The following is a 23,763-nucleotide window of genomic DNA, read 5'->3' as shown; positions in this document are numbered from 1 at the left end:
ACGCGTCGGTCGTGTTCGACCGCTCGGCCAAGGCGCCGCTGGTGATGCTCTCGACCAAGGGCGGCATGGACATCGAAGAGGTAGCGGAATCCGATCCGGATGCGATCGCCCGCCTGCACGTCGACCCGCTGCTCGGTTTCCAGGAGTTCCACGGGCGCCGGCTCGCCTTCGAGGCCAAGGTCGATGCCGACGTTGTGCGGCCCGTCGGCGCGATGCTGACCAAGCTTTATGAGGTGTTCGTCGCCGAGGAGGCGACGCTGGTCGAGGTCAACCCGCTGATCGTCACGCCGGAGCGCGACGTCAGGGCGCTCGACGCCAAGGTCACGCTCGACGACAACGCGCTGTTCCGCCATCCCGACAACGCCGAGCTGCGCGACCCCTCCAACGAGGACCCGCAGGAGCGGATGGCCAAGGAGCGCGGGCTGACCTTCGTCAAGCTCGACGGCAACATCGGGATCCTCGGCAACGGTGCCGGCCTGGTCATGTCGACGCTCGACGTGGTCGCTCAGGCGGGCGGCTCGCCGGCGAACTTCCTCGACGCCGGCGGCGGTTCGAAGGCCGAGGCGATCACCAGCGCGGTCGAGGTGATCCTCTCCAATCCCAACGTCAAGGCGGTCCTGTTCAACATCTTCGGCGGCATCACACGCTGCGACGAGGTGGCGCGCGGGCTGATCGAGGCGTTCAACCAGATCAATCCGACGGTGCCGTTCGTGGTCCGGCTGGATGGCACGAACGACGTCGAGGGCCGCCAGTTGCTGGCGGAGGCGAATCTGCCCAACGTCCACACCGAGTCGACGATGGACGCGGCGGCGGCGAAGGTGGTCGAGCTGGCTGCGGGAGTTCCGGCATGAGCATCCTGGTCGACACCAACACCAAGCTCGTCGTGTCCGGGATCACCGGGCGCGAGGGCACGTTCCACTCGCTGCGCAATCGCGACTACGGAACCCAGGTGGTCGGCGGGGTCACGCCGGGCAAGGGCGGCCAGGACGTCGAGGGCATCCCGGTGTTCAACACCTTCCACGACGCGGTCGCCACGACCGAGGCCAACACCGCGATGATCTTCGTGCCGCCGCGGTTTGCGGCCGACTCGATCCTCGAAGCCGAGGACGCCGGGGTCGAGCTGATCATCGCGATCACCGAGGGCATCCCCGCCCACGACGAGCTTCGCGCCTTCAACGTGATCAAGAAGAACGGCCGGGCGCGGCTGATCGGCCCGAACTGCCCGGGCATCCTGTCGCCGGGAAAGGCGAACGTCGGCATCATCCCGGCCGCGTTCTTCAAGGAGGGCAACGTCGGCGTGGTCTCGCGCTCGGGCACGCTGACCTACCAGATCGGCAACGTGATCGCCCAGCAGGGCTTCGGCAACTCGACGATCGTCGGGATCGGCGGCGATCCCGTGCCCGGATCCGACTTCATCGACATCATCGGCCTGTTCCAGGACGACCCGGAGACCGAGCTGATCGTGATGTGCGGCGAGATCGGTGGCGACGCCGAGGAGCGCGCGGCCGACTTCATCGCCGAGCACGTCACCAAGCCGGTCGTGGCCTACATCGCCGGCTTCACCGCGCCGCCCGGCAAGACCATGGGCCACGCGGGCGCGATCATCTCCGGCTCCTCCGGCACCGCCGAGGCCAAGAAGGTCGCCCTCGAGGCGGCCGGGGTCAAGGTCGGCAAGACGCCGTCGGAGACGGCCGACATCATGCGCGACATCATGAAGAACCTCACGAAGTAGCCCCAACGGAGGAGCAGTCCTCCTCCTCGCGGGTGAGGAAGCGGGTCGGTCGCCACGGCGACCGGCCCGCTTTCGTTGGCATTTGCGCCATTTCCGGGACGGGCCCCGGGGGAGCGGCCATAGCCTTGCCTCGCTCCCCAGCACCTTGGAGGGCGCCCGAGCAGGGAGGCGCCCCCACAGCCAGTGCCGAGTGCTCCGGCGAGGGCCAGCACCCGGCACGCACCCTCAGGAGGGGACATGAAACGTGCGGCTATCGTCTCCGGACTCGCGGTGGGGGCCCTGGCGGTCAGCGGGGCGTCCGCTGCGTTCGCCTCCACCGCCTCGACACCACGGGCCTGCGCCCACCCCGACGGGCGCGTCAGCGCGGTCGCGTTCAGCGGGACCACCGCCTACCTCGGTGGCTCCTTCACGAAGGTGACCGACCGCTCCGGCTCGGCCCAGCCCCGCGCCGGCCTCGCGGCCGTCGACACCGCCACCTGCGACCTGCTGCCGTGGACGGCCTCCGCCGACGGGGCGGTGGCAGCCCTGACCGTGAGCGGCAACACGCTCTACGTCGGTGGCGCGTTCACCCACGTCAACTCGGCCGCCCGTTCCTACCTGGCGGCCGTGAGCACCGCGAACGGCAGCCTGCAGGCGTTCGCGCCCACCCTGGACCAGCCGGTCCGGGCCCTGGACTCCACCTCCAGCACCGTGTTCGCCGGTGGCGCGTTCACCCAGGTCAACGGGTCAGCCCGGGGCTACCTCGCCTCGTTCTCGACGGCGAACGGTGCCCTCACCGGCTGGGCCCCCAAGACGAACAAGGCGGTCGACGCCGTCAAGGTCGCGGCGGGCGGCGCCAACGTCTACATCGGCGGCGCCTTCACCAGTGTGAACGGGGCCAAGGGCGTGCCGCGGCTCGCTGCGGTCGACAGCGGCACCGGCGCCCTCGCCAGCGGCTTCAAGCCGCCCACCCAGTTCCCCGTCCACGCGATCGACGCCGACGGGAGCGGCGTCTACGTCGGCACCGGAGGACCGGGCGGCCACCTGCTCGTGCTCAACCTGGACGGGTCCCTGAAGTGGCCGATCTACCAGACCGACGGAGGTGTCCAGGCGGTCGCCGTGTCGGGTGACTCGATCTACGCCGGTGGCCACTTCAGCAACTACTGCGTGGGCAACACCGGCGGGGGCAAGCCGTTCGTGTGCGACACCAACCTCAAGCGGTCCAAGTTCCTGGAGGTCTCCCAGTCGACCGGCAAGGTCACGGACTGGGCACCCACCCTGAACAGCGCCATGGGCGTCACGGCTGCGCGGGTCCACACCGCAACCGGCGACCTGTGGGCCGGTGGGGACTTCACGTCGGTGAACGGGGACAAGACGCAGGCCAAGCTGGCCGTCTTCCCGGGCACCGGTGGCACGCCGCCGCCCACCCAGACCGTTCCGGGTGCGCCCACTGGTCTGGGCGCCACCGGCGGGGACGGCCTGGTGAACCTGAGCTGGCAGCCGCCGAGCAGCAACGGTGGGGCGGCGATCACCGGCTACAACGTCTACCGGGCCAGCGGCAGCGGCAGCCTCGCCAAGCTCGCCAGCGCCACCGGCACGGCATACACCGACAAAGCGGTGACCAACGGCACGACGTACTCCTACGTGGTGAAGGCGGTCAACAGCGTCGGTGAGGGGACGGCCAGCTCCACGGTCACGGCGACGCCGGCCGCGGGGAGCACGCCTCCGCCCCCGCCGTCCAGCGGCAGCGGTCCGTGCGGCACCAAGGTCGGCCAGACCCCGGTGATCAACCACGTGGTCATGCTCATCTTCGAGAACAAGGCCCGCAGCCAGGTCATGGGGCAGAGCTATGCGCCCTACCTGAACTCGCTGGCCGACAAGTGCGGGCAGGCGACCAACATGCAGGCGCTGTCCAACACGAGCCTGGCGAACTACATTGCGCTCACCTCCGGCTACACCGGTCACCCGACCGAGATCACCGCCAACAAGGCCCCGAGCGTGTGGCCGCAGGACTCGATCAGCATCTTCGAGCAGCTGGGCACACAGTCCCGGGAGCTGAGCGAGGACGCGGGCGGCAACTGCTGGACCTCCAACAAGCCGACCACCTTCACCGTCACGCACACGCCGTTCCCCTACTACACGCGGACCGCGGCGCTGTGCAAGACCCAGGACGTGCCGCTGGGCAGCACCCCCGACCTGTCCGCGAAGTTCACGCTGGTCACGCCGAACAAGGCGCACATCATGCACCGTGACCCGAGCCAGCCGAACCTGACGACGGCGCAGAAGGTGGCCATCGGTGACCAGTGGGCCTCGACCTTCGTGCCGAAGGTGCTCGCCAGCCCGCAGTACCAGGCCGGCGACACGGTGTTGATCATCGGTTTCGACGAGGGCAACAGCCGGACGTTCAACATCCCGTTCATCGTCGTGTCGCCGTACACGCCGGTGGGCTACACCACGAGCGTGCGGCTGGACCACTACTCCACGCTGAAGGGTGTGCAGCAGATGCTGAACCTCTCATTGCTGGGCAACGCGGCCACGTCGACGACCTCGATCCGCGACTACTTCGGGCTGAAGTAGGCGCCCCCCGGGCCCGGGGGAAGCCGGCTGCGGCGGCCCAGCACCTCGACCAGACCCGAGGGCTCACTGGTCAGCGAGGTCGCTGAGCCGCTGCAGCTCGGCGAACCCCTCCTGCAGCGTGGGGTTGACCGACCCGCCGTGCAGCACGATCGTGCTGACGGCGGGTCGTTGCGTCATCGGCGTGACGATGACCCAGTCGGTCACGACGGGGCCGCCGTGGGGGTTGGTGAAGTCGACGCGGTAGGCGTTCGGGGCCCGGCCGCCGGGGGCCGGCGTGACGGCGACACCGTCGATCCGGGACGGGCAGGCCTGGAGCCCCGCCAGGAGACGGTCCCGCTCGGCGGTTGCGGCAGCGGCGGAGTCCACCAGCCGGATCCGCTGCTGGCCGACCGACGAGCCGGTGCCGTCATCGCGCACGGTGACGATCCCGAACCGGCCGGCATGCGGTGCGCCGTCCTGCGCGTCGTCGACGTCGCACAGCCCCACCGCGGCACTGCCCTCCCAGTCGCCGGCCATGTCCGAGGTCGGCCGACCGGCGGTGAGTCCCTCGGACGACCACTGCGCCGCCGGCACGAAGAGCGAGGGGGGCAGCAGGGGACGGGTGCCGACCACCTGCATCGGCTCGGCCCGGGGACCAGCACCATCGGGCGACGTTGAGGTGCCGGCAGACGTGCCGCCGGTCCCGGTCGGTGACGCGGTCGCCGACGGCGTCGGAGCGACCACCACCGGGGCCGAGGCGCTCGGGTGGGCCGGGACGAGCGACTCGTCGTGGCCGTCGAGGTCGTGGAACCCGACGTAGCCCACCACCACGACCGCAGCCGCGGCGGCCGCGGCCGCACCGAGCACCCGGTGGCGCTGCCGCCGCCGCCCCCGTGCCTTGACGAAGCGCACGTCCGCCAGGGGCAGGGCCTCGACGTCCCGGCGCAGCAGCGCCAGCTGCGACCGCAGGCCGTCGTCCTCCGCGGAAGTCCACCGCTGTTCAGTCATGGCGGGACTCCTCCGTGCTCAGGGCCGCGGCCAGCTGTGCGCGGCCGCGGTGCAGGCGTGCCTTGACCGTGCCTGCGGGGGTGTGGGTCTCGGCGGCGATCTGGTCGATCGACCGGTCCGCGATGTAGTAGAGGGCCACCGCCTCACGGACCGGCGGGCTCAGCGTCCGCAGCGCGGCGACCACGGCGACCCCGTCCTCGCTCGGCTGGGGTGCCGACGCGGGCGCGCCGTGCCGGACGTGCGCCTTGCGTTCGTTCGTGCGCTTGCGCCAGCTGGAGACGGCCAGGCGGCGGGCGACAGTGCGCACCCAGGCGCGCGGGTCGTCATACGTGCTGACCGAGTCCCAGCGCTGCCAGGCCCGCGCGAACGCCTCCTGCGTGCTGTCCTGGGCGAGGGTCAGGTCGCCAGTGGCCGCGTAGACGACGTGCACCACGTCGCGTGCCGCGGAGCGGTAGAACTCGTCGAAGTCCGCCTCGTCCCCGCTCATCCCGCCCTCCCCTCCTGTCCTGTGGCTGCCGACGAGGTCCCCCGAGTGGTCCCCGTCACCTCATCACACGCCCGGGGCGGGGGAGCGGTTGTGATCCGTGACCAAATCGTGGCCGCCCGGCGTGCCGCGCCGGTCACCGGGAGGCGCAGCACGGACGATAGGGACGTCATGAGCCTGTTGGAACGCACCCGCCGCTCGACGGCCGTCACGTCCGCGACGTCGGGCGACTGGTCGCCGTACCTGCGGACCGCCGCCTGGGGAGTACTCGCGGCGCTGGTGCCGCTGGCGTTCCTCGCGGTGCCCGTGGTCGTGGCGTGGGCCGCCGACGGCCGCGCCCGCGCAGACTGGACGACCGTGGTCGGCATGGCGGCGACGGTCTGGGCGCTCGCCCACGGCGCCAGCGTGCACGCCGGCGACGGCACCGTGCGGTTCGTGCCCTTGCTGCTCCTGCTGCTGCCGCTGTGGAGCACGTGGTGGTTCGCCCGTCGGGTCCTGCCCCACACGGTGCAGGTCCCTGACCGCGGCGACACCGCGCAGGTCCTGCCGCTGGCCGGCTCCTACGTCGTCGGTCAGCTGGTGGGCGCGGTGCTCATCGTGGCCGCTGGGTTGCTCGGTCCGGCGCCGCCGACGTGGCTCTCGACCCTGACGGCCGCGCTGGTCGTGGCCCTGCTGGGCACGGGAGCGGCGCTCCGGCAGCACGTGGCGCGGCTGTCCACCGGTGGCGTGGGCGGCGCCGAGGACGAGGGCCCTCGCCCGCCGCTTCCCCGGTGCGTGACCCGGGCCGGGCGGCCGGCCCTGCTCACCGTCGCGGCGCTCGGCGCCCTCGGGGCGCTCCTCTCGCTGGTCGCCGTGCTGTTCCACCTGTCCCGGATCGTCCACCTGCAGCAGGCGCTGGAGCCGGGTGCTGTCGGCGGCACCGTGCTGGCCCTGGCGCAGCTGCTGGCGCTGCCGAACGCCCTCGTGTGGGCGGTGTCGTGGTGCGCCGGCAGCGGTCTCGCCGTCGGTGACCTCGCGGTGTCGTGGACGCACGTGCACGACGGGATCCTGCCGCTGGTCCCGGCGCTCGGCGCCCTGCCCGAGCCCGGTCCGCTGCCCGGCTGGCTGCCCGCGGTGGTGCTGCTCCCGGTCGGGTGCGGCGCCTTCCTCGCCTGGCGGGTGGTCGCCTCGATGGCCCGGCTCTCGGCGTGGCAGGACCACCTGCGCACCACGGCCGTGGCCTGCGGGCTCGCCGCGACCGGGCTCGCCGGGCTCGGGTGGCTCTCCGGCGGCTCCCTCGGCAGCGGCCACCTCGCCCACGTCGGTCCGCCACCGCTGCTGCTGTGGGTGTTCCTGCTCGGCGAGCTCGCCGGCGGGGCCCTGATCTTCCTCGTGGTGTGGCACTGGCGGCTGCGCCGCTGACCGACTGACGACTCAGGGAGGCCGTGTCCGGTCCGCGGGGGCGCGGCGGCTATCGTCTCTGCCCGTGACCGCCTCGATCGTCGTGCTCGTCTCCGGGAGCGGCACCACCCTCCAGGCGCTCATCGACGCCTGCGCCGACCCCGGCTACGGCGTGCACCTCGCCGCCGTCGGCGCGGACCGGGACGGCATCGAGGGCCTCGCGCGGGCCGAGCGGGCGGGCATCCCGACCTTCGTCCTGCGTGTCGCGGACTACCCCTCCCGAGCGGACTGGGACGAGGCGCTGGCGACGCGCGTGGCGGCATACGACCCCTCGCTGGTGGTGCTGGCGGGCTTCATGAAGCTGACGGGGGAGGCGTTCCTCGCCCGGTTCGGCGGGCGCACGGTGAACACGCACCCGGCCCTGTCGCCGTCGTTCCCCGGCATGCACGGGGTGCGGGACGCCCTCGAGCACGGCGTGCGCGTCACCGGTTGCACCCTGTTCGTCGTCGACGCCGGCGTGGACACCGGGCCGATCGTCGCGCAGCGGGCGATCGAGGTGCGTGACGACGACACCGAGCAGACGCTGCACGAGCGGATCAAGGCGGTCGAGCGCGAGGTGCTCGTCGATGCCGTGGGCCGCATGGTGCGGGACGGCTTCACCGTCGAGGGCCGCCGGGTGCGGCTCGGGCGCACCCCCACCGGCCGGTAGAGTGGCGGCACACGACTGGCGCAGGTGGGCCACCACCAGGGAGTGACGTCGGAGGCATCGAACGCCTGGGTGCTTCCACCCATCCACCACTGCCCGAGGAGTAGCCGTGTCCGACCTCACCGACCAGCGCCGCCCTGTGCGTCGCGCGCTCGTCTCCGTCTATGACAAGACCGGCCTGGAGGACCTCGCCCGCGGTCTGCACGAGGCCGGTGTCGCGATCGTCTCCACCGGCAGCACCGCCCAGCGGATCGCCGACGCCGGCGTCCCCGTCACCCCGGTCGAGGAGGTCACCGGCTTCCCGGAGTGCCTCGACGGCCGGGTGAAGACCCTCCACCCGAAGGTGCACGCCGGCATCCTCGCGGACACCCGCAACGCCGACCACGTCCGCCAGCTCGACGAACTCGGCGTCGAGCCCTTCGACCTCGTGGTGTCCAACCTCTACCCGTTCACCGAGACGGTGGCCTCCGGCGCCGCGCCGGACGAGTGCGTCGAGCAGATCGACATCGGCGGGCCGTCGATGGTGCGCGCGGCCGCGAAGAACCACGCGAGCGTCGCGATCGTCACCAGCCCCACGGCATACCCGCAGGTGCTGGAGGCGGTGCGGGCGGGTGGCTTCACCCTCGCGCAGCGGCAGCGGCTGGCGGCCGACGCCTTCGTGCACACCGCGACGTATGACGTGCACGTCGCGAGCTGGTTCGGCAACGTCCTCGTGGACACGAGTAGCGGAGAAGGGTACCCGGCCTGGGTCGGCGCGACCTGGACCAAGGTGCGCGGCCTGCGCTACGGCGAGAACCCGCACCAGAGCGCGGCGCTCTACGAGGACGGGTTCCTGCCGGATGGGCCGGGTCTCGCGCAGGCCGAGCTGCTGCACGGCAAGGAGATGTCGTTCAACAACTACACCGACGCCGACGCCGCGCACCGGGCCGCCTACGACCACGGCGACCGGCCGACCGTGGCGGTCGTCAAGCACGCCAACCCCTGCGGGATCGCCGTCGGGAAGCAGGGTGACAGCGTGGCGTCCGTTCACCTGAAGGCTCACGCGTGCGACCCCACGTCGGCGTTCGGCGGGGTCATCGCGACCAACCGGCCGGTCACCGTCGAGATGGCGGACACCGTCAAGGACATCTTCACCGAGGTCGTCGTGGCCCCGGACTTCGAGCCGGAGGCACTGGCGATCCTGCAGGGCAAGAAGAACATTCGCCTCGTCAAGGCCGCCCCGCGCCACCCCGCCGTCGAGACCAAGGCGATCTCCGGCGGCCTGCTCATGCAGCAGGGGGACCGGATCGACGCGGTGGTGCGTGACCAGGAGGGCACGGTGACCGGCGGTGACGACGCCGCGAACTGGCGCCTCGTCTCCGGCGACCCGGCCGACGAGCAGACACTGGCCGACCTGCAGTTCGCCTGGCGGGCGGTCCGCGCGGTGAAGTCCAACGCGATCCTGCTGGCCCACGACGGCGCCTCCGTCGGCGTCGGCATGGGCCAGGTCAACCGGGTTGACTCCTGCCACCTCGCGGTCACCCGAGCCGGGGCGGAGCGGGCACGTGGTTCGGTGGCCGCCTCCGACGCGTTCTTCCCGTTCCCCGACGGGCTGCAGGTCCTGATCGACGCCGGCGTGCGCGCCGTCGTCGCGCCCGGCGGCTCGATGCGGGACGAGCTCGTGATTGAGGCGGCGCGGGACGCCGGCCTGACGATGTACTTCACCGGCACCCGTCACTTCTTCCACTGACCTGCCGTCGCGACCCCGTGCCCCCCGCGCACCGCTCCCGGCCGCCTGAGGACCGGTCCCGGGAGCACACGGCGCCGGCCGAGCACGGGCGCGTGGTCACGCTGGCGGCACTGGCGACACTCGTCGGCGGGGCCCTGCTGTCGGTGCAGTCCCAGCTCAACGGCCAGCTCAGCCTGAGCTGGGGCGCGCCGACCGACGCCGCCCTGTGGAGCTTCTCCTCGGGTCTGGTGGTGCTGACGGCGCTGCTGCTCGCCGTGCCCGGCGCGCGCCGTGCCCTGCTGTCGCTGCCCGGTGCGGTGCGCCGGGGCGAGCTGCGCTGGTGGCAGTGCCTCGGCGGGTTCGCGGGGGCAGCCTACGTCGCAGTCCAGACGTATGCCGTCCCGCTGGCCGGCGTCGCCGTGTTCACCATCGCGGTGGTCGGGGGACAGACGGGGAACTCGCTGCTCGTGGACCGGCTCGGCCTCTCACCGGCCGGGCACCGCCCGGTGACCGTCGGCCGGCTGCTGGCCGCTGCGGTGGCCGTCGTGGGGGTGGCCGTGGCCGTCAGCGGGCAGCACGGCGGGACCGGCCCGTCGGTGATCCTGCCGGCGGTCCTCGCTTTCGTCGTCGGCGCCTGCACCACCGTCCAGCAGGCGACGAACGGACAGGTGAACGCCACCAGCGGCAGCAGTGTCGCGACGGGCTGGCTCAACTTCGCCACAGGCCTGTGCTTCCTCGTCGTCGTCGCCCTCGTCCGGCTCGTGACGGCCGCGCTGCACTCGCCCGCGGACCTGTCCGCGCCGTGGTGGGCCTGGCTCGGGGGCGTCCTCGGGGTCCCGTTCATCGTGATCTCGGCGGTCGTGGTGCAGTACCTCGGGATGCTGCTCTACACGCTCGTCATGCTCACCGGGCAGCTCGCCACGGCCGTGGCCCTCGACCTGGTGGCACCGACCGGGACGCAACGGATCGGCATACAGGTGGTCGTGGGGGTGGTGATCACGCTGCTGGCGGCGTACGCGGCCGCGTGGGCGGCACAACGCCGCCCGCCTGCGGGGCGTCCCGGCTGAGCAGCCCGCACGTGGGAAGATGGCCGCTGTGACGGCAACTCTCCTGGACGGCAAGGCAACTCTGGCGACGATCAAGGACGAGCTGAAGGCCCGGGTCAGTGCGCTGCGCGACCGAGGGATCGTGCCGGGGCTCGGGACCGTACTCGTGGGCGACGACCCCGGTAGTCACTGGTACGTCGGTGCCAAGCACAAGGACTGCGCCGAGATCGGCGTGGAGAGCATCCGCCGCGACCTGCCTGCCGGCACCACGCAGGAGCAGGTCGAGGCGGTCGTCGACGAGCTCAACGCCGACCCGGCCTGCACCGGCTTCCTGGTCCAGCAGCCCACGGGGCTGGACGAGTTCGCGATCCTGTCGCGGGTCGACCCGGCCAAGGACGTCGACGGCCTGCACCCCTTCAACCTCGGCTCGCTGGTGCTCGGCAAGGACGCACCGCTGCCCTGCACCCCGGTCGGCATCATCGAGCTGCTCCGACGGTATGACGTCCCGATCGCAGGTGCCCGCGTCACGATCATCGGCCGGGGGATCACCGTCGGGCGCCCGCTCGGGCTGTTGCTGACCCGACGCAGCGAGAACGCCACCGTGACGCTGTGCCACACCGGCACCCGCGACCTCGCCGCCCACGTCCGCGAGGCCGACATCGTCGTGGCCGCGGCCGGCAAGCCCGGGATCGTGACCGCCGAGATGGTGCAACCCGGGGCGGCCGTGCTCGATGTCGGGGTGAGCCGGGTCGTGGACGACGCCACCGGCAGGTCGAAGGTCGTCGGCGACGTCGCCCCCGACGTGGCGGAGGTCGCCGGGTGGCTCTCGCCGAACCCCGGGGGAGTGGGCCCGATGACGCGGGCCATGTTGCTCAGCAACGTCGTCGAGGCGGCGGAGCGGCAGGCCCGGTGAGGGCTGGACGACGCACGGCCCGGATGACCGCTGGACCTCTGGAGTGAAGGCCGGATGAGCACCGGATGATCGGGCCCCGTGCCTCCGCGCTCCGGTTGTGGTGGGTCCTCGGTCTCGGGTTCGCCGCCGGGCTCGCCATCATCGCCCTGGGGGCGCTGCGCCTCGGGGGGTTCGTCATGGCCGGCAGCTTCGCGCTCGCCGGCATCCTGCGGCTGGTGCTGCCGCGCTCCGTGGTCGGTGCGCTCGTGGTGCGCTCGCGCGGGTACGACGTCGTGGCGCTCTGGGGGCTGGCCCTGGCCCTGGTCATCGTGGTCACCAACGTCGAGCTGAGCCCGCGCTGACCCCGCCGACGGCCCGGTGTGTCCGGCGGGGTGTGTCCGGCGGGGTCGTCCGGCGGGGTTGTTGCTGAAGGACGGCCGCTCACGCGAACCGCGAACCTTCAGCAACAACCGTCCGTCGTCCGTGGTCGCTACTTGACCAGGCCGAGGCCCTTGACCGCCTCGCGCTCGCTCTCCAGCTCGGCGACCGTGGCGTCGATGCGGCTGCGGGAGAAGTCGTCGATCTCCAGGCCCTGCACGATCGACCAGTCCCCGCCGGAGGTGGTCACCGGGAAGGAGGAGATCAGGCCCTCCGGCACGCCGTAGGAGCCGTCGGAGCAGACCGCCATGGACACCCAGTTGTCCTTCGGGGTGCCCTGCAGCCAGTCACGGGTGTGGTCGATCGTCGCGGAGGCCGCCGACGCCGCGGAGGACGCCCCCCGGGCCTCGATGATGGCCGCGCCCCGCTTCTGCACCGTCGGGATGAAGGTGTCCTCCAGCCACGACTGGTCGCCGACCTTCTCGGCCGCGTTCTGCCCGGCCACCTCGGCGTGGAAGATGTCCGGGTACTGCGTCGCCGAGTGGTTTCCCCAGATCGTCATCTTGGTCACGTCGCGCACCGTGGCCCCCGTCTTGGCGGCCAGCTGGGCGATCGCGCGGTTGTGGTCCAGCCGGGTCAGGGCCGCGAACCGCTCCTTGGGGATGTCGGGCGCGTTGTTCATCGCGATCAGGGCATTGGTGTTGGCGGGGTTACCGGTCACCGTGATGCGCACATCGTCGGCGGCGTGGGCGTTGAGGGCCTCACCCTGCGGCTTGAAGATGCCGCCGTTGGCCTCGAGCAGGTCGCCGCGCTCCATGCCCTTGCTGCGCGGCCGGGCGCCGACCAGCAGGGCGACGTTGACGCCGTCGAAGATGGTGTTGGGGTCGTCGCCGATCTCCACCCCGGCCAGGCCGGGGAAGGCGCAGTCGTCCAACTCCATCACCACGCCCTCGAGGGCCTTGAGCGCCGGGGTGATTTCGAGCAGGCGCAGCTCGACCGGGGTGTCCGGCCCGAGCAGGGCACCGCTGGCGATGCGGAAGAGCAGGCTGTAGCCGATCTGGCCGGCGGCGCCGGTCACGGCCACCTTGACGGGAGTAGGACTCACGGGACGACCCTTCGAGACGAGTGGCTGGTTCTCTACGACGGCGACGTTAGCAGCGTGCGACGGTGCGCCTCGGGGCGAGTGCGGGTCGGCTCCGGTATGCCCGGATGCCCGGCTTCACGGCCCAGTCACCTCAGGTGCGCATCCCGTCGAGCACGACCTGGGAGTTCTTGTCGACCGCGTAGCTGCTCAGCCTGCTGCGAGGGCACGACTCCGCCCAGCGGGCGACGGCGTGACCCTAGGGTCGGGGTGTGCCTGTTCCCGACTTCGTCCTCCGGTTGCGCGAGAAGATCGGCCACCAGCTGCTGCCGATGACCGGCGTGACCGGCGTGGTGCTCGACGACCGCGGCCGGCTGCTGCTGGGCCGCCGCGCCGACAACGGCCGCTGGGGCCTGCCGAGCGGCATCCTCGAGCCCGGGGAGCAACCAGCCCCCGGACTGCTGCGCGAGGTCGAGGAGGAGACGGCGGTGGTCGCGCGGGTCGAGGCGCTGGTGAGCGTCTGGATGATGCCGCCGACGACCTACCCCAACGGGGACGCCGCGCAGTACCTCGACCTCACCTTCCGCTGCCGCCACCTGGCCGGGGAGCCTCGCGTCAACGACGACGAGTCGCTCGAGGTCGGGTGGTTCGACCTGGAGGACCTTCCCAGCGGCTTGTCAGCCACCTCCCGGTTCAAACTCGGCCGGGCGCTGGAGTATGACGGCACCACGTGGTTCGCCTCCGCGGACGGTCAGGACCGGTTGCCCTCGGGTTCTTGAGATCCCGCCCCTCCCGGCCCTCCACGCGAGCAGAATCGAGGGGTCGGCGAAGCGGCGAGAGAGGCGGTGGTGATCAACGCGATGAGTGACCAGTTCGAGGTCGTCGTCGGCGCAGGGTCGCTGCGGGCGGACGACGAGGCAGCGGTGCGCTTCGCGCACCCGTGGACGACCGAGGGCGTCACCGTGGAGGCCGACTTCACCGGCGGTCACCTGCTGCACGTCGCCGTCGCCGGGTGCGTGCTCAACGACCTCTACCGGGCGGCAGCCGAGGCCGGGATCGAGTTGGCCGGGGTGCGGGTTGCTGCCAGCGGGGGCTTCGACGCACGCACGTGGGCCTCGACCGGTATCTCCTACACCGTCGACATCGACTCCGCGGACGCGCCGGGAAGGCTGGCGGCCCTCCTCGCGCTCGTCGACGCCTCCGCAGAGATCCCACGCGCCGTGCGCGCGGGCGCCTCGGTGCGCCGCGTGAGCTGATCGCGTCGGCCCGCGGGGCTGCTATACAGGCGGCATGACCGGACGGCTGCGCGCATGAACCCGTTGCCGACACGGAGCGACGTCAGCTCGAGGGCGACGAAGGCCACGAATGTCGTCCTGGTGGTGGTCGACGACATGGGCTTCGGGGCGTCCAGCGCGTTCGGTGGCCCCTGTCGGATGCCCACGGCCGAGCGACTCGCGCGAGAGGGCCTGCGCTACAGCAGGTTCCACGTCACCGCGCTGTGCTCCCCGACCCGGCAGGCGCTGCTCACCGGGCGCAACCACCACTCCGTGGGCATGGGCGGCACGACCGAGATGGCCACGGCGGCACCGGGCTACACGAGCGTCCGCCCGGCGACCGCGGCAACCACGGCCCAGATCCTGAACGCAGCCGGCTACAGCACCGCCGCCTTCGGCAAGTGGCACCAGACACCGGCCGGCGAGGTGAGCGAGGCGGGGCCGTTCGACCGGTGGCCGACCGGCGAGGGGTTCGAGCACTTCTACGGCTTCATGGGCGCCGAGATGAACCACTGGTACCCGCAGCTGTACCGGCAGACCACCCCCGTGGAGCCAACCAGGACTCCGGAGGACGGCTACCACCTGTCCGAGGACCTCGTCGACGACGCCGTGGACTGGGTGCGGACCCAGCAGGTCCTCACCCCGCACCGGCCGTTCTTCGCCTACCTCGCCTTCGGAGCGACACACGCCCCGTTCCACGTGGCGTCGAGCTGGCGCGACCGGTACCGCGGGCAGTTCGACCACGGCTGGGACCGGCAGCGCGAGCTCACCCTCCAGCGCCAGCGGGAGCTCGGGATCGTGCCGCCGGACGCCGAGCTGGCGCCGTGGGCGCAGGACGTTCCCCACTGGGACGAGCTGGACGACACGCGGCGCGCCGTGGCGGCCCGGTTCATGGAGACCTACGCGGGTTTCGCCGAGCACACCGATGCGCAGGTCGGCCGCCTGGTCGACGCGCTCGCCGAGCTGGAGGTGCTCGACGACACGGTGTTCCTCTACCTCCTCGGCGACAACGGCGCCTCGGGCGAGGGGGGCGTCGACGGCACGCTGCGTGAGCACCTGGTCGGCCACGGGTTCGTCGACGACGTGACCGACATGGCAGCCAGGCTGGACCACTTCGGTGACGCGACGACCTACGGGTTGTACCCGGTCGGCTGGGCGCTCGCGATGAACACGCCCTACCAGTGGACCAAGCAGGTGGCGTCCCACTACGGCGGCACCCGCGACGGGCTGGTCCTGCGATGGGGCGACCACGTTCCCGATCCCGGCGGGGTGCGGCACCAGTGGCACCACGTCATCGACGTGCTGCCGACGGTGCTGGAGCTCGCCGGCGTCCCTGAGCCCCAGCGATTCGCCGGGGTGGACCAGCAGCCGCTCGAGGGGACCAGCTTCGCGTACACCCTCGCCGACGCCGAGGCCGCTGAGCGGCACACGACGCAGTACTTCGAGATGTGCGCCAACCGGGGCGTCTACCACGAGGGGTGGACGGCGGTGACGCGGCACGGCATACCGTGGGTGATGGTGCCGGAGGGGCTGCCCGCCTTCGAGGACGACGTGTGGGAGCTGTACGACACCACACGCGACTGGACCCAGTCGAGGGACCTGGCGGCGCAGGAGCCGGAGCGGCTGCGCGAGTTGCAGGCGCTGTTCGTCCAGGAGGCCAGCCGCTACCAGGTGTTCCCCCTCGATGACCGGGTGACCGAGCGGGAGAACCCCGAGGTCGCGGGCCGTCCCAGCCTGTTCGCCGGCCGCCGCTCGGTGACCTACCGGCCCGGCATGGGCCGGTTCACCGAGGAGGCGACGCTCAACACCAAGAACGTCTCGCACGCGGTGACGGCGTCGCTGACGATCACGGACGAGCGGGCCACGGGGGTGCTCGTGGCCCAGGGCGGCCGGTTCGGCGGGTGGTCGATGTACCTGCGGGACGGCCACCTGTGCTACGCCTACAACTGCTACGGCCGCGACCTGGTGACCGTGCGCTCGGAGGCGCCCGTGCCGATGGGTCCCCATGAGCTGCGGGTCGAGTTCGAGTTCGACGGCGGCGCCGCCGGGGCCGGGGCGGACGTCACGCTGCACGACGGTGCCGCGCAGGTCGGTGCCGGCCGGCTGGAGCGGACGACGGCGTACTACTTCTCCTTCGACGAGACCCTCAACGTGGGGGTCGACCGCGGCACGCCGGTGACCGAGGAGTACGCGCCACTGGCCAACGGGTTCGAGGGCGACCTCGCGTGGGTCCGGATCGAGCTGCGGGGGGAGCCGACCCCTCTGGACCGGGCCGAGCGGGACCTGAAGGCGCGGGCACACCAGTGACCCGGGCCGGGCACGGCTGCTGCGCTCCGGGAGGCGAACCCCACCGGCCCGCGCCGAGGGAGCGGGCCGCTCCCGCGCCGAGCGCCGGGGGCCTCGCGGTGACCGTGCCGCTCGCCGGTGGCGTGTTCACGATGGGCAGCGAGGACACGCTGGCGTATGCCGAGGACCTCGAGGGGCCGCTGCGCCGAGTCCAGGTGGCACCGTTCGCGATCAGCCCGTGCACGGTGACGAATGCGGAGTTCGCCGAGTTCGCGGGACGGACCGGCTACACGACCGACGCCGAGCGCGACGGGTGGTCGTTCGTGTTCGCGGGACTGTTGCCGGACGACTTCCCACCGACGCGCGGTGTCGCCGCCGCACCCTGGTGGCGGCAGGTGGAGGGGGCGAGCTGGTGCCACCCGGAGGGCCCACAGTCCGGGATCGCCAACCGTCCGGACCACCCCGTCGTGCACATCAGCTGGCACGACGCTGCGGCGTATGCCGTGTGGGCCGGCGGCCGCCTGCCCACCGAGGCCGAGTGGGAGTATGCCGCGCGCGGCGGCCTGGAGCAGCGCGTCTTCCCGTGGGGCGACGAGCTCGAACCGGGCGGCGAGCACCGCATGAACGTGTGGCAGGGCGAGTTCCCGCAGAACAACACCTGCGCCGACGGGTGGTACGGCACCGCACCCGCGAATGCCTTTCCGCCCAACGGATTCGGCCTGTTCAACATGTGCGGCAACATCTGGGAGTGGTGTGCCAGCAGGTTCGCGCCGGGGTCACCGGACCGCGTCGCCAAGGGCGGCTCGTACCTGTGCCACGCGTCATACTGCCGCCGCTACCGCGTGGCGGCGCGGCAGGGGCTGTCCCCCGACTCCACGACGGGCAACGTCGGATTCCGGTGCGTGGCGGACCTTCCGGTGGAAGCAGCCTGAGCGGGGCTCCTCGGCACGGCCTCACGGCATCCTGACGAGGCCTTCCTGCACCAGCCAGTCACGGGCCACGATCGCGGGGTCGTCGCCGTCGACGTCGACCTTGGCGTTGAGCTTCTGCATGACCCGGTTGTCCAGCTTGGCGTTCAGCTTGGCCATCATCGGCTTGAGCTCGGGGTGGGCGCGCAGCACGTCCCCCTGCACGACCTCGGTGAGGTTGTAGCGCGGGAAGAAGTGCTTGTCGTCCTCGAGCACGCGCAGGTGCAGCCGGGGGATGCGCCCGTCGGTGGTGAACACCTCGCCGAAGTTGCACTGTCCCTTGGCCGTCGCGGTGTAGATCACGCCGGTGTCGAGGACGGTGATCTTGCCGAGGTCGGACTTCTTCATGCCGTACTTCTTGAGCATCGGCACGAATCCGTCGTTGCGACTGGCGAACTCGCTCTCCACGCAGAAGGTGAGCTCCTTCTTGGGCAGCGCCTTGAGCTGGGACAGCTTGGTGATCTTGAGCTGCTTGGCCTTGCTCTCCCGGATGGCAAAGGCGTAGGTGTTGTTCTCCGCGGCCGGCGGCAGCCAGATGAGGTCGTTCTTCGCCTTGTCCTCCTTGGCCACGGCCCGCCACTGTGCGCGCGAGCCCTTGATGGGGTTGTCGTGACCGAGATAGGTGATCCAGCCGGTCCCGGTGTATTCCGGCGACAGGTCGATCTTGCCGCTCAGCAGTCCCTGTCGGACACCGAAGCTTCCCGGGGTGTTGGACAGGTTGGTGACCTTGGCTCCCGCCGCGCTGAGCATCGTGGAGAGCATGTCGCCGAGGATGAGCTGCTCGGTGAAGTTCTTCGCGCCGACCGTGAGGTGGACGCCTTGCAGGTTGGGCTGCGCCTTGATCGCTCCCGGCTTGGCGGCGAGCACGATCCCGCTGGAGGAGTGCAGTCCGCAGCCGGCCAGCGCCGCGCACAGCGTGACGGCGAGGGCGGCCGCCGTCGCGCCACGGCGCGGCCGGCGCAGCCGACGCGGGCGGGGACGGCCCCGCCGGGACGCTGAGGTCACGATCCCTCCCGGGCAGCCGCATAGATCTCGACGAGTCGGGCGAGCCAGTCGATGAACAGGGCCAGTGCGGCGACCAGGATGGCGCCGACGACCAGCACGGTGTGCTCCTGCAGCGTGATGCCCACCGTGATGAGCGACCCGAGGCCGCCGGCGCCGGTGAAGGTGGCGAGCGTGGCGGTCCCGACGATGAGCACCAGTGCCGTGCGCATCCCGGCGATGATCACCGGGAGGGCGAGCGGCAGCTCGACCCGGAGCAGCGTCGCCGTGCCCGTCATCCCCATGCCCCGTGCGGCTTCCACCAGCCGGCGGTCCACGCTGTCCAGGCCGGCGACGGTGTTGGCGATGATCGGCAGCAGGCCGTAGACGGTCAGGGCCGCGATGGCACCGAACTTGCCGATCCCGAAGACGACGGCGCCCAAGGCGATCAGCCCGATCGCCGGTGCCGCCTGACCGAAGCCGGCCACGGTGATGATCGGCTTGGAGAAGCGTCGCGCCGACCCACGGGTGAGCAGCACGCCCGTGGGCACGGCGAGGAGGCACACGAGCGCCGTGGCGATGACGCTGATGAGCAGGTGCTGGCCCAGCAGCGTGAGCAGGTTCGCCGTCCCGAGCTGGCGCTGCTCGGGCACCGACACGTCCGCGACGCGCACATAGACGAGCGCACCGACGACGACCGCCAGGCAGGCGAGGGGTTGGCCGACCAGGCGCAGCAGGCTCGGCCGGTCCGTCGAGACCTGGGTGGCGAGGGTCTCCTCGCTCTCCATCTCGACGGCGGTGGCCGTCATGACGGCGCCCCCGCAGGCGCCTCGGGGGTGGCCGGGTGCTCCGGCTCGGCGGCCTGCTGGGCCTGCATCGCCTCCATGATCGTCTCCACCCGGATGACCCCGTGGTAGGCGTTGCGCGGGCCGGTGACGAGGACGACGCCGTGGCTCGAGGTGAGCATCACGTCGAGGGCGTCGTTGAGGGTGGAGGTGAGGCTGACCACCTCGACCTCGCGGTCGCGCCGGACCTGGTCGAGCGCGCCGGGTCGCTGCAGCTCCCGCAGGGACACCCAGCGCTGCGGGCGATCGCGCTCGTCGAGCACGATGACGTGTTCCCGGCCGAGGGCCCGGGCCCGGTCGGCGGCGACGGCCGGACTGTCGCCGATGTGGACGACGGCGGCCTGGTCCAGCTCGACGTCCCCCACGCGCGTGAGGGTCAGCTGCTTGAGGGTGGCTCCCTCCCCGACGAACCCCTCGACGAACTCGTTCGCGGGGTGGGCGAGGATCTGCTCGGGGGTGTCGTACTGCACGAGCTCGGAGCCGACCTGGAGCACGGCGATCCGGTCGCCCAGCTTGACGGCCTCGTCGAAGTCGTGGGTGACGAAGACGATCGTCTTGTGCAGCTCCTCCTGCAGGCGCAGCAGCTCGTCCTGCAGCCGTTGCCGGGTGATGGGGTCGACCGCGCCGAACGGCTCGTCCATGAGCAGCACGGGCGGGTCCGAGGCGAGGCCCCGTGCCACGCCCACCCGCTGCTGCTGCCCTCCGGACAGCTCACGCGGGTGGCGGTCGCGGTACTGCGCCGGGTCGAGGTTGACCAGCTCGAGCAGCTCGTCGACGCGGCTGCGGATGCGGCCCTTGTCCCACTTGAGCAGTCCCGGCACGAGGCCGACGTTCTCCCCGACCGTCATGTGCGGGAACAGCCCGGCGCCCTGGATGACGTAGCCGATCCGCCGGCGCAGCTCGTTGGGGTTCTGGTCGGTGACGTCCTCGTCGCCGATGAGGATCCGTCCGCTGGTCGGCTCGATGAGCCGGTTGATCATCTTCATCGTGGTCGTCTTGCCGCAACCGGACGGCCCGACGAGCATGACGATCTCGCCGGCCGGGATGGTCATCGAGATGTTGTCCACGGCGGGGCTGGCCTGTCGTGGGTAGCGCTTGGTGACCGCGTCCAGCACGATCTGCTCGCCGTGGACGGCGGCCGGGCTCGCCGACGTCCCGCCGGCCTGGCCTGCGGGGTTCTGGAGGGTCTCAGACACGGATGCCCCTTGAGGTCGTGGCGTGGCTGACGACGTTGAGCACGACGTCGAGCAGGATGGCCAGGATGAGGATGCCGACCGTTGCGGCGACGATCGAGTTGGTGGCGTTGGCGCCGCCGGTCCGGGAGATGCCGGCGAAGATGTAGCCACCGAGACCGGGACCCAGGACGTAGGCGGCGATCGCCGCGATGCCCATGAGCATCTGCCCCGAGATGCGCACACCGGTCATGATGATCGGCCACGCGAGCGGGATCTCCAGACGCGCCAACGTGGTCAGCCGGCTCATGCCCATGCCGCGGGCGGATTCCACCAGTGCCGGGTCGACACTGCGCAGACCGACAATGGCGTTGCGCAGGATGGGCAGGCTTCCGTAGAACGCCAACGCGATCACGGAGACCGCGACGCCGTTGTCGACGATCACGATCAGCACACCGAGCAGCGCGTAGGAAGGAATCGTGAGGCCGACCGCGCTGGTCGCGTTGCCGACGGCCGACGCCCACGGTGAGCGGTAGACCAGCACCGCGAGGGCGACACCGACGACGGTCGCCAGGACCAGCGACTGCACCACCACACTGGCGTGCTGGTAGGCGAGGTACCAGAGCACCGACCACCGGTCGTGGATGAACTGTATGACGTCCATGTCGCACCTCTCGCCGCCGCCCCGAGGCTAGGGGAGTCGTCGGTGGATGGGAAGCAACCCGTCTCGGTGCGTGGCGCGTGGGGGCGCGCGCCCCGGCGCCACGCACCGTGAGGGAGCGTCAGTGCAGCTGCGCGAGAACCGCGTTGAAGGTGGCGGACGGACGCATCACTGCGGCGGCCTTGTCGGGGTCGGGTCGGTAGTAGCCGCCGAGGTCAGTGGGGTTGCCCTGCACGCCGATCAGCTCGGCGTTGATCGTGTCCTCGCCGGCGGCCAGCGCCTCCGCGATCGGCTTCATCGCAGCGGCGAGCTCCGCGTCGTCGCTCTGCTGCGCAAGTTCCTGCGCCCAGTAGAGGGCCAGGTAGAAGTGGCTGCCGCGGTTGTCGATCTGCCCCAGCTTGCGTGCCGGCGACTTGTTCTCGTTGAGCAGCGTCTCGGTGGCCCGGTCCAGGGCTCCGGCGAGGACCTCGGCGCGGGCGTTGCCCTCGCCCGCCTCGTGGCGGAAGCTCTCCGCGAGTGCGAGGAACTCGCCCAGGCTGTCCCACCGCAGGTAGTCCTCCTTCAGCAGCTGCTGCACGTGCTTGGGTGCGGACCCGCCGGCGCCCGTCTCGAAGAGGCCGCCACCGGCCATGAGCGGCACCACCGAGAGCATCTTCGCGCTGGTGCCGAGCTCGAGGATGGGGAACAGGTCGGTGTTGTAGTCGCGCAGCACGTTGCCGGTCACCGAGATGGTGTCCGCGCCCTGGCGAATCCGCTCCAGCGACAGCGTCGTCGCCTCGACCGGGGACAGGATCCGCAGGTCCAGGCCGGCGGTGTCCTGTTCGTCCAGGTAGGTCCTCACCTTCTCGATGAGGTTGCGGTCGTGGGCGCGCTCTGGGTCGAGCCAGAACACGGCCGGTGTCTGCGAGGCACGGGCGCGGGTGACGGCGAGCTTGACCCAGTCGCGGATCGGCGCGTCCTTGGTCTGGCAGGCGCGCCAGATGTCGCCCGGCTGCACCTCGTGCTCCATGAGCACCTCGCCGGCGGAGTTCACCACCTGGACGGTGCCGGGCTCCTGGATCTCGAAGGTCTTGTCGTGGCTGCCGTACTCCTCCGCCTTCTGGGCCATCAGCCCGACATTCGGCACCGAGCCCATCGTGGTCGGGTCAAAGGCGCCGTTCGCCCGGCAGTCGTCGAGGACGGCCTGGTAGACGCCCGCGTAGGAGCTGTCCGGGATCACGGCGAGCGTGTCGTGCTCCTCGCCGTCCGGTCCCCACATGTGTCCGGAGGTGCGGATCATCGCCGGCATCGATGCGTCGATGATCACGTCACTGGGGACGTGCAGGTTCGTGATGCCCTTGTCCGAGTTGACCATCGCCAGCCGGGGCCCGCTGTCCAGGCCCTTGTCGATGGCCGCACGGACAGCGTCGCGGACGTCCTCGGGCAGCTGGTCCAGTCCCGACAGGATGGAGCCGAGCCCGTCGTTCGGTGACAGGCCTGCGGCCGCCAGCTGGTCGCCATACTGCTCGAAGACCTCGGGCAGGAAGGCGCGCACGACGTGGCCGAAGATGATCGGGTCCGACACCTTCATCATCGTGGCCTTGAGGTGGACCGAGAAGAGCACGTCGTCGGCCTTGGCGCGGGCGACCTGCGCGCGGAGGAACTCCTCGAGGGCCGCGGCCCGCATCACCGTCGCGTCGACCACCTCGCCCTCGAGGACCTGCAGGCCCTCCTTGAGGACGGTCGTGCCGCTCGTGCCGACGAGCTGGATGGTGAGCGTGTCCGCGCCCGGCAGGACCACCGACTGCTCGTTGTGCCGGAAGTCATCGGCAGCCATGGTGGCCACGTTGGTGCGGGAGTCCTTGCTCCACGCACCCATCGAGTGCGGGTGGCGCCGTGCGTAGTTCTTGACTGCTTCCGGGGCGCGACGGTCGGAGTTCCCTTGGCGCAGAACCGGGTTCACGGCGCTTCCCTTGATGCTGTCGTAGCGCGCGCGGACCTCCCGCTCCTCGTCGGTGCCCGGCTCGTCCGGGTAGTTCGGAAGGTCGAAGCCCTGGGACTGCAGCTCCGCGATGGCGGCCTTCAGCTGGGGGACCGAGGCGGAGATGTTCGGCAGCTTGATCACGTTGGCCTCGGGCCGCTCGACGAGCTCGCCCAGCTCCGCCAGCGCGTCATTGACCCGCTGGTCCTCGGGCAGCCGGTCGCTCCACGCGGCCAGCACCCGGCCGGCGAGAGAGATGTCGCGCGTCTCCACCTCCAGGCCGGCCTTGGCCGCGAAGGCCTCGACGACCGGCAGGAACGAGTAGGTCGCCAGCATCGGCGCCTCGTCGGTGAGCGTGTAGATGATCCTTGCCATGAACGCTGTCTCTCCCTGGGTGGTGGTGAACACCGGGTGCTGCGGTGCGGGCCAACGATCAGGCTATCGAACGGGCCCCGCCGGGTCCGTCCCGGACGGGGGCGTGTAGAAACAGGTCATGGCCACGACCGCACTCAAGGGAAACCCCGTTCAGACCGTCGGAGAGCTGCCCGCAGTCGGCGCGAAGGCGCCGGCGTTCACGCTCACCGGTTCCGACCTCGGCGACCTGCCCTCCGCGGAGCTGTCCGGCCGCGTGGTGCTCAACATCTTCCCGAGCATCGACACCCCCGT

General features: G+C 71.3%; 21 protein-coding genes, 1 pseudogene and 1 riboswitch. Of the genes and pseudogenes, 14 read left to right on the top strand and 8 right to left on the bottom strand.

The annotated features are described in order from the left end of the window. From sucC to VFL99_RS00100, 3 genes are all read left to right on the top strand, one after another. The coding region (gene sucC, locus VFL99_RS00110) for an ADP-forming succinate--CoA ligase subunit beta (protein WP_325104282.1) at nucleotides 1-851 on the top strand (851 nt) is incomplete at its 5' end. Further along, nucleotides 848-1,732, top strand: coding sequence for a succinate--CoA ligase subunit alpha (gene sucD / locus VFL99_RS00105; protein ID WP_325104281.1), 885 nt, complete (start codon nucleotides 848-850; stop codon nucleotides 1,730-1,732). The genes sucC and sucD, both read left to right, overlap by 4 nt. Nucleotides 1,733-1,969: 237 nt before the next feature. Then, nucleotides 1,970-4,288: a fibronectin type III domain-containing protein gene (locus tag VFL99_RS00100; RefSeq protein ID WP_325104280.1), complete on the top strand. Its 2,319-nt coding sequence runs from the start codon at nucleotides 1,970-1,972 to the stop codon at nucleotides 4,286-4,288. A 63-nt stretch (nucleotides 4,289-4,351) separates the two neighbouring features. On the opposite strand, the gene VFL99_RS00095 is transcribed toward VFL99_RS00100, so the two are convergent. After that, nucleotides 4,352-5,275, bottom strand: a complete 924-nt coding sequence (locus VFL99_RS00095) for a hypothetical protein (protein WP_325104279.1) — start codon at nucleotides 5,273-5,275, stop codon at nucleotides 4,352-4,354. After that, the gene (locus VFL99_RS00090) at nucleotides 5,268-5,762 is read right to left on the bottom strand and encodes an RNA polymerase sigma factor (RefSeq protein WP_325104278.1); all 495 of its coding nucleotides are present in this window, start codon (nucleotides 5,760-5,762) and stop codon (nucleotides 5,268-5,270) included. The genes VFL99_RS00095 and VFL99_RS00090 overlap by 8 nt, the downstream gene beginning before the upstream one ends. Before the next feature lie 168 nt (nucleotides 5,763-5,930). Here VFL99_RS00090 and VFL99_RS00085 point away from each other — a divergent pair, with 168 nt between their 5' ends. From VFL99_RS00085 to VFL99_RS00060, 6 genes are all read left to right on the top strand, one after another. Then, nucleotides 5,931-7,160 carry a cell division protein PerM gene (locus VFL99_RS00085; protein WP_325104277.1) on the top strand — a complete coding sequence of 410 codons (1,230 nt, stop codon included), beginning with the start codon at nucleotides 5,931-5,933 and terminating at the stop codon, nucleotides 7,158-7,160. A 64-nt stretch (nucleotides 7,161-7,224) separates the two neighbouring features. Beyond that, complete coding sequence (gene purN / locus VFL99_RS00080; protein ID WP_325104276.1) at nucleotides 7,225-7,848, top strand: phosphoribosylglycinamide formyltransferase; 624 nt, start codon at nucleotides 7,225-7,227, stop codon at nucleotides 7,846-7,848. Between the two features lies 1 nt (nucleotide 7,849). Beyond that, nucleotides 7,850-7,926: riboswitch (ZMP/ZTP riboswitch) on the top strand. 28 nt (nucleotides 7,927-7,954) lie between these two features. Then, entirely contained in the window at nucleotides 7,955-9,574 is a 1,620-nt protein-coding gene (gene purH, locus VFL99_RS00075) for a bifunctional phosphoribosylaminoimidazolecarboxamide formyltransferase/IMP cyclohydrolase (RefSeq protein ID WP_325104275.1), read from the top strand. Nucleotides 9,575-9,591: 17 nt separating this feature from the next. Further along, nucleotides 9,592-10,620 (top strand): DMT family transporter, encoded by a 1,029-nt coding sequence (locus VFL99_RS00070; protein WP_325104274.1) that lies wholly within the window; start codon nucleotides 9,592-9,594, stop codon nucleotides 10,618-10,620. A gap of 28 nt (nucleotides 10,621-10,648) precedes the next feature. Continuing rightward, nucleotides 10,649-11,512 (top strand): bifunctional methylenetetrahydrofolate dehydrogenase/methenyltetrahydrofolate cyclohydrolase, encoded by an 864-nt coding sequence (locus VFL99_RS00065; protein ID WP_325104273.1) that lies wholly within the window; start codon nucleotides 10,649-10,651, stop codon nucleotides 11,510-11,512. Between the two features lie 65 nt (nucleotides 11,513-11,577). Then, entirely contained in the window at nucleotides 11,578-11,853 is a 276-nt protein-coding gene (locus tag VFL99_RS00060; protein WP_325104272.1) for a DUF3017 domain-containing protein, read from the top strand. 128 nt (nucleotides 11,854-11,981) lie between these two features. Here VFL99_RS00060 and VFL99_RS00055 read toward each other — a convergent pair whose 3' ends face one another. Next, on the bottom strand, nucleotides 11,982-12,974 hold the full coding sequence (locus VFL99_RS00055) for a malate dehydrogenase (protein ID WP_325104271.1): 993 nt from the start codon (nucleotides 12,972-12,974) through the stop codon (nucleotides 11,982-11,984). A 248-nt stretch (nucleotides 12,975-13,222) separates the two neighbouring features. Here VFL99_RS00055 and VFL99_RS00050 point away from each other — a divergent pair, with 248 nt between their 5' ends. The 4 genes from VFL99_RS00050 (at nucleotide 13,223) to VFL99_RS00035 (ending at nucleotide 17,442) form a co-directional block, all read left to right on the top strand. After that, nucleotides 13,223-13,729, top strand: coding sequence for an NUDIX hydrolase (locus VFL99_RS00050; RefSeq protein WP_325104270.1), 507 nt, complete (start codon nucleotides 13,223-13,225; stop codon nucleotides 13,727-13,729). Nucleotides 13,730-13,810: 81 nt separating this feature from the next. After that, the gene (locus VFL99_RS00045) at nucleotides 13,811-14,206 is read left to right on the top strand and encodes an OsmC family protein (RefSeq protein WP_325104269.1); all 396 of its coding nucleotides are present in this window, start codon (nucleotides 13,811-13,813) and stop codon (nucleotides 14,204-14,206) included. Nucleotides 14,207-14,260: 54 nt separating this feature from the next. Next, on the top strand, nucleotides 14,261-16,531 hold the full coding sequence (locus tag VFL99_RS00040; protein ID WP_325104268.1) for an arylsulfatase: 2,271 nt from the start codon (nucleotides 14,261-14,263) through the stop codon (nucleotides 16,529-16,531). 98 nt (nucleotides 16,532-16,629) lie between these two features. Continuing rightward, nucleotides 16,630-17,442, top strand: coding sequence for a formylglycine-generating enzyme family protein (locus VFL99_RS00035; RefSeq protein WP_325104267.1), 813 nt, complete (start codon nucleotides 16,630-16,632; stop codon nucleotides 17,440-17,442). 21 nt (nucleotides 17,443-17,463) lie between these two features. Here the strand turns inward: VFL99_RS00035 and VFL99_RS00030 are convergent, their stop codons facing one another. The 5 genes from VFL99_RS00030 to VFL99_RS00010 form a co-directional block, all read right to left on the bottom strand. Continuing rightward, nucleotides 17,464-18,483: a glycine betaine ABC transporter substrate-binding protein gene (locus VFL99_RS00030; protein WP_325104266.1), complete on the bottom strand. Its 1,020-nt coding sequence runs from the start codon at nucleotides 18,481-18,483 to the stop codon at nucleotides 17,464-17,466. Further along, nucleotides 18,480-19,268, bottom strand: coding sequence for an ABC transporter permease (locus VFL99_RS00025; RefSeq protein WP_325104265.1), 789 nt, complete (start codon nucleotides 19,266-19,268; stop codon nucleotides 18,480-18,482). Before VFL99_RS00025 ends, VFL99_RS00030 begins: the two co-directional genes overlap by 4 nt. After that, nucleotides 19,265-20,500, bottom strand: coding sequence for a betaine/proline/choline family ABC transporter ATP-binding protein (locus VFL99_RS00020; protein WP_414713690.1), 1,236 nt, complete (start codon nucleotides 20,498-20,500; stop codon nucleotides 19,265-19,267). The genes VFL99_RS00025 and VFL99_RS00020 overlap by 4 nt, the downstream gene beginning before the upstream one ends. Next, on the bottom strand, nucleotides 20,493-21,140 hold the full coding sequence (locus VFL99_RS00015) for an ABC transporter permease (protein WP_325104264.1): 648 nt from the start codon (nucleotides 21,138-21,140) through the stop codon (nucleotides 20,493-20,495). Before VFL99_RS00015 ends, VFL99_RS00020 begins: the two co-directional genes overlap by 8 nt. 118 nt (nucleotides 21,141-21,258) lie before the next feature. After that, nucleotides 21,259-23,472 carry an NADP-dependent isocitrate dehydrogenase gene (locus VFL99_RS00010; RefSeq protein WP_325104263.1) on the bottom strand — a complete coding sequence of 738 codons (2,214 nt, stop codon included), beginning with the start codon at nucleotides 23,470-23,472 and terminating at the stop codon, nucleotides 21,259-21,261. Nucleotides 23,473-23,590: 118 nt separating this feature from the next. Here VFL99_RS00010 and tpx point away from each other — a divergent pair. Next, nucleotides 23,591-23,763: pseudogene (gene tpx / locus VFL99_RS00005) on the top strand (thiol peroxidase); the annotation flags it as partial.

It is taken from the genome of Segeticoccus sp., assembly GCF_035708005.1.
The sequence above is the reverse complement of the archived record's forward strand: the minus strand, read 5'-3'. Positions and strand labels throughout refer to the sequence as shown.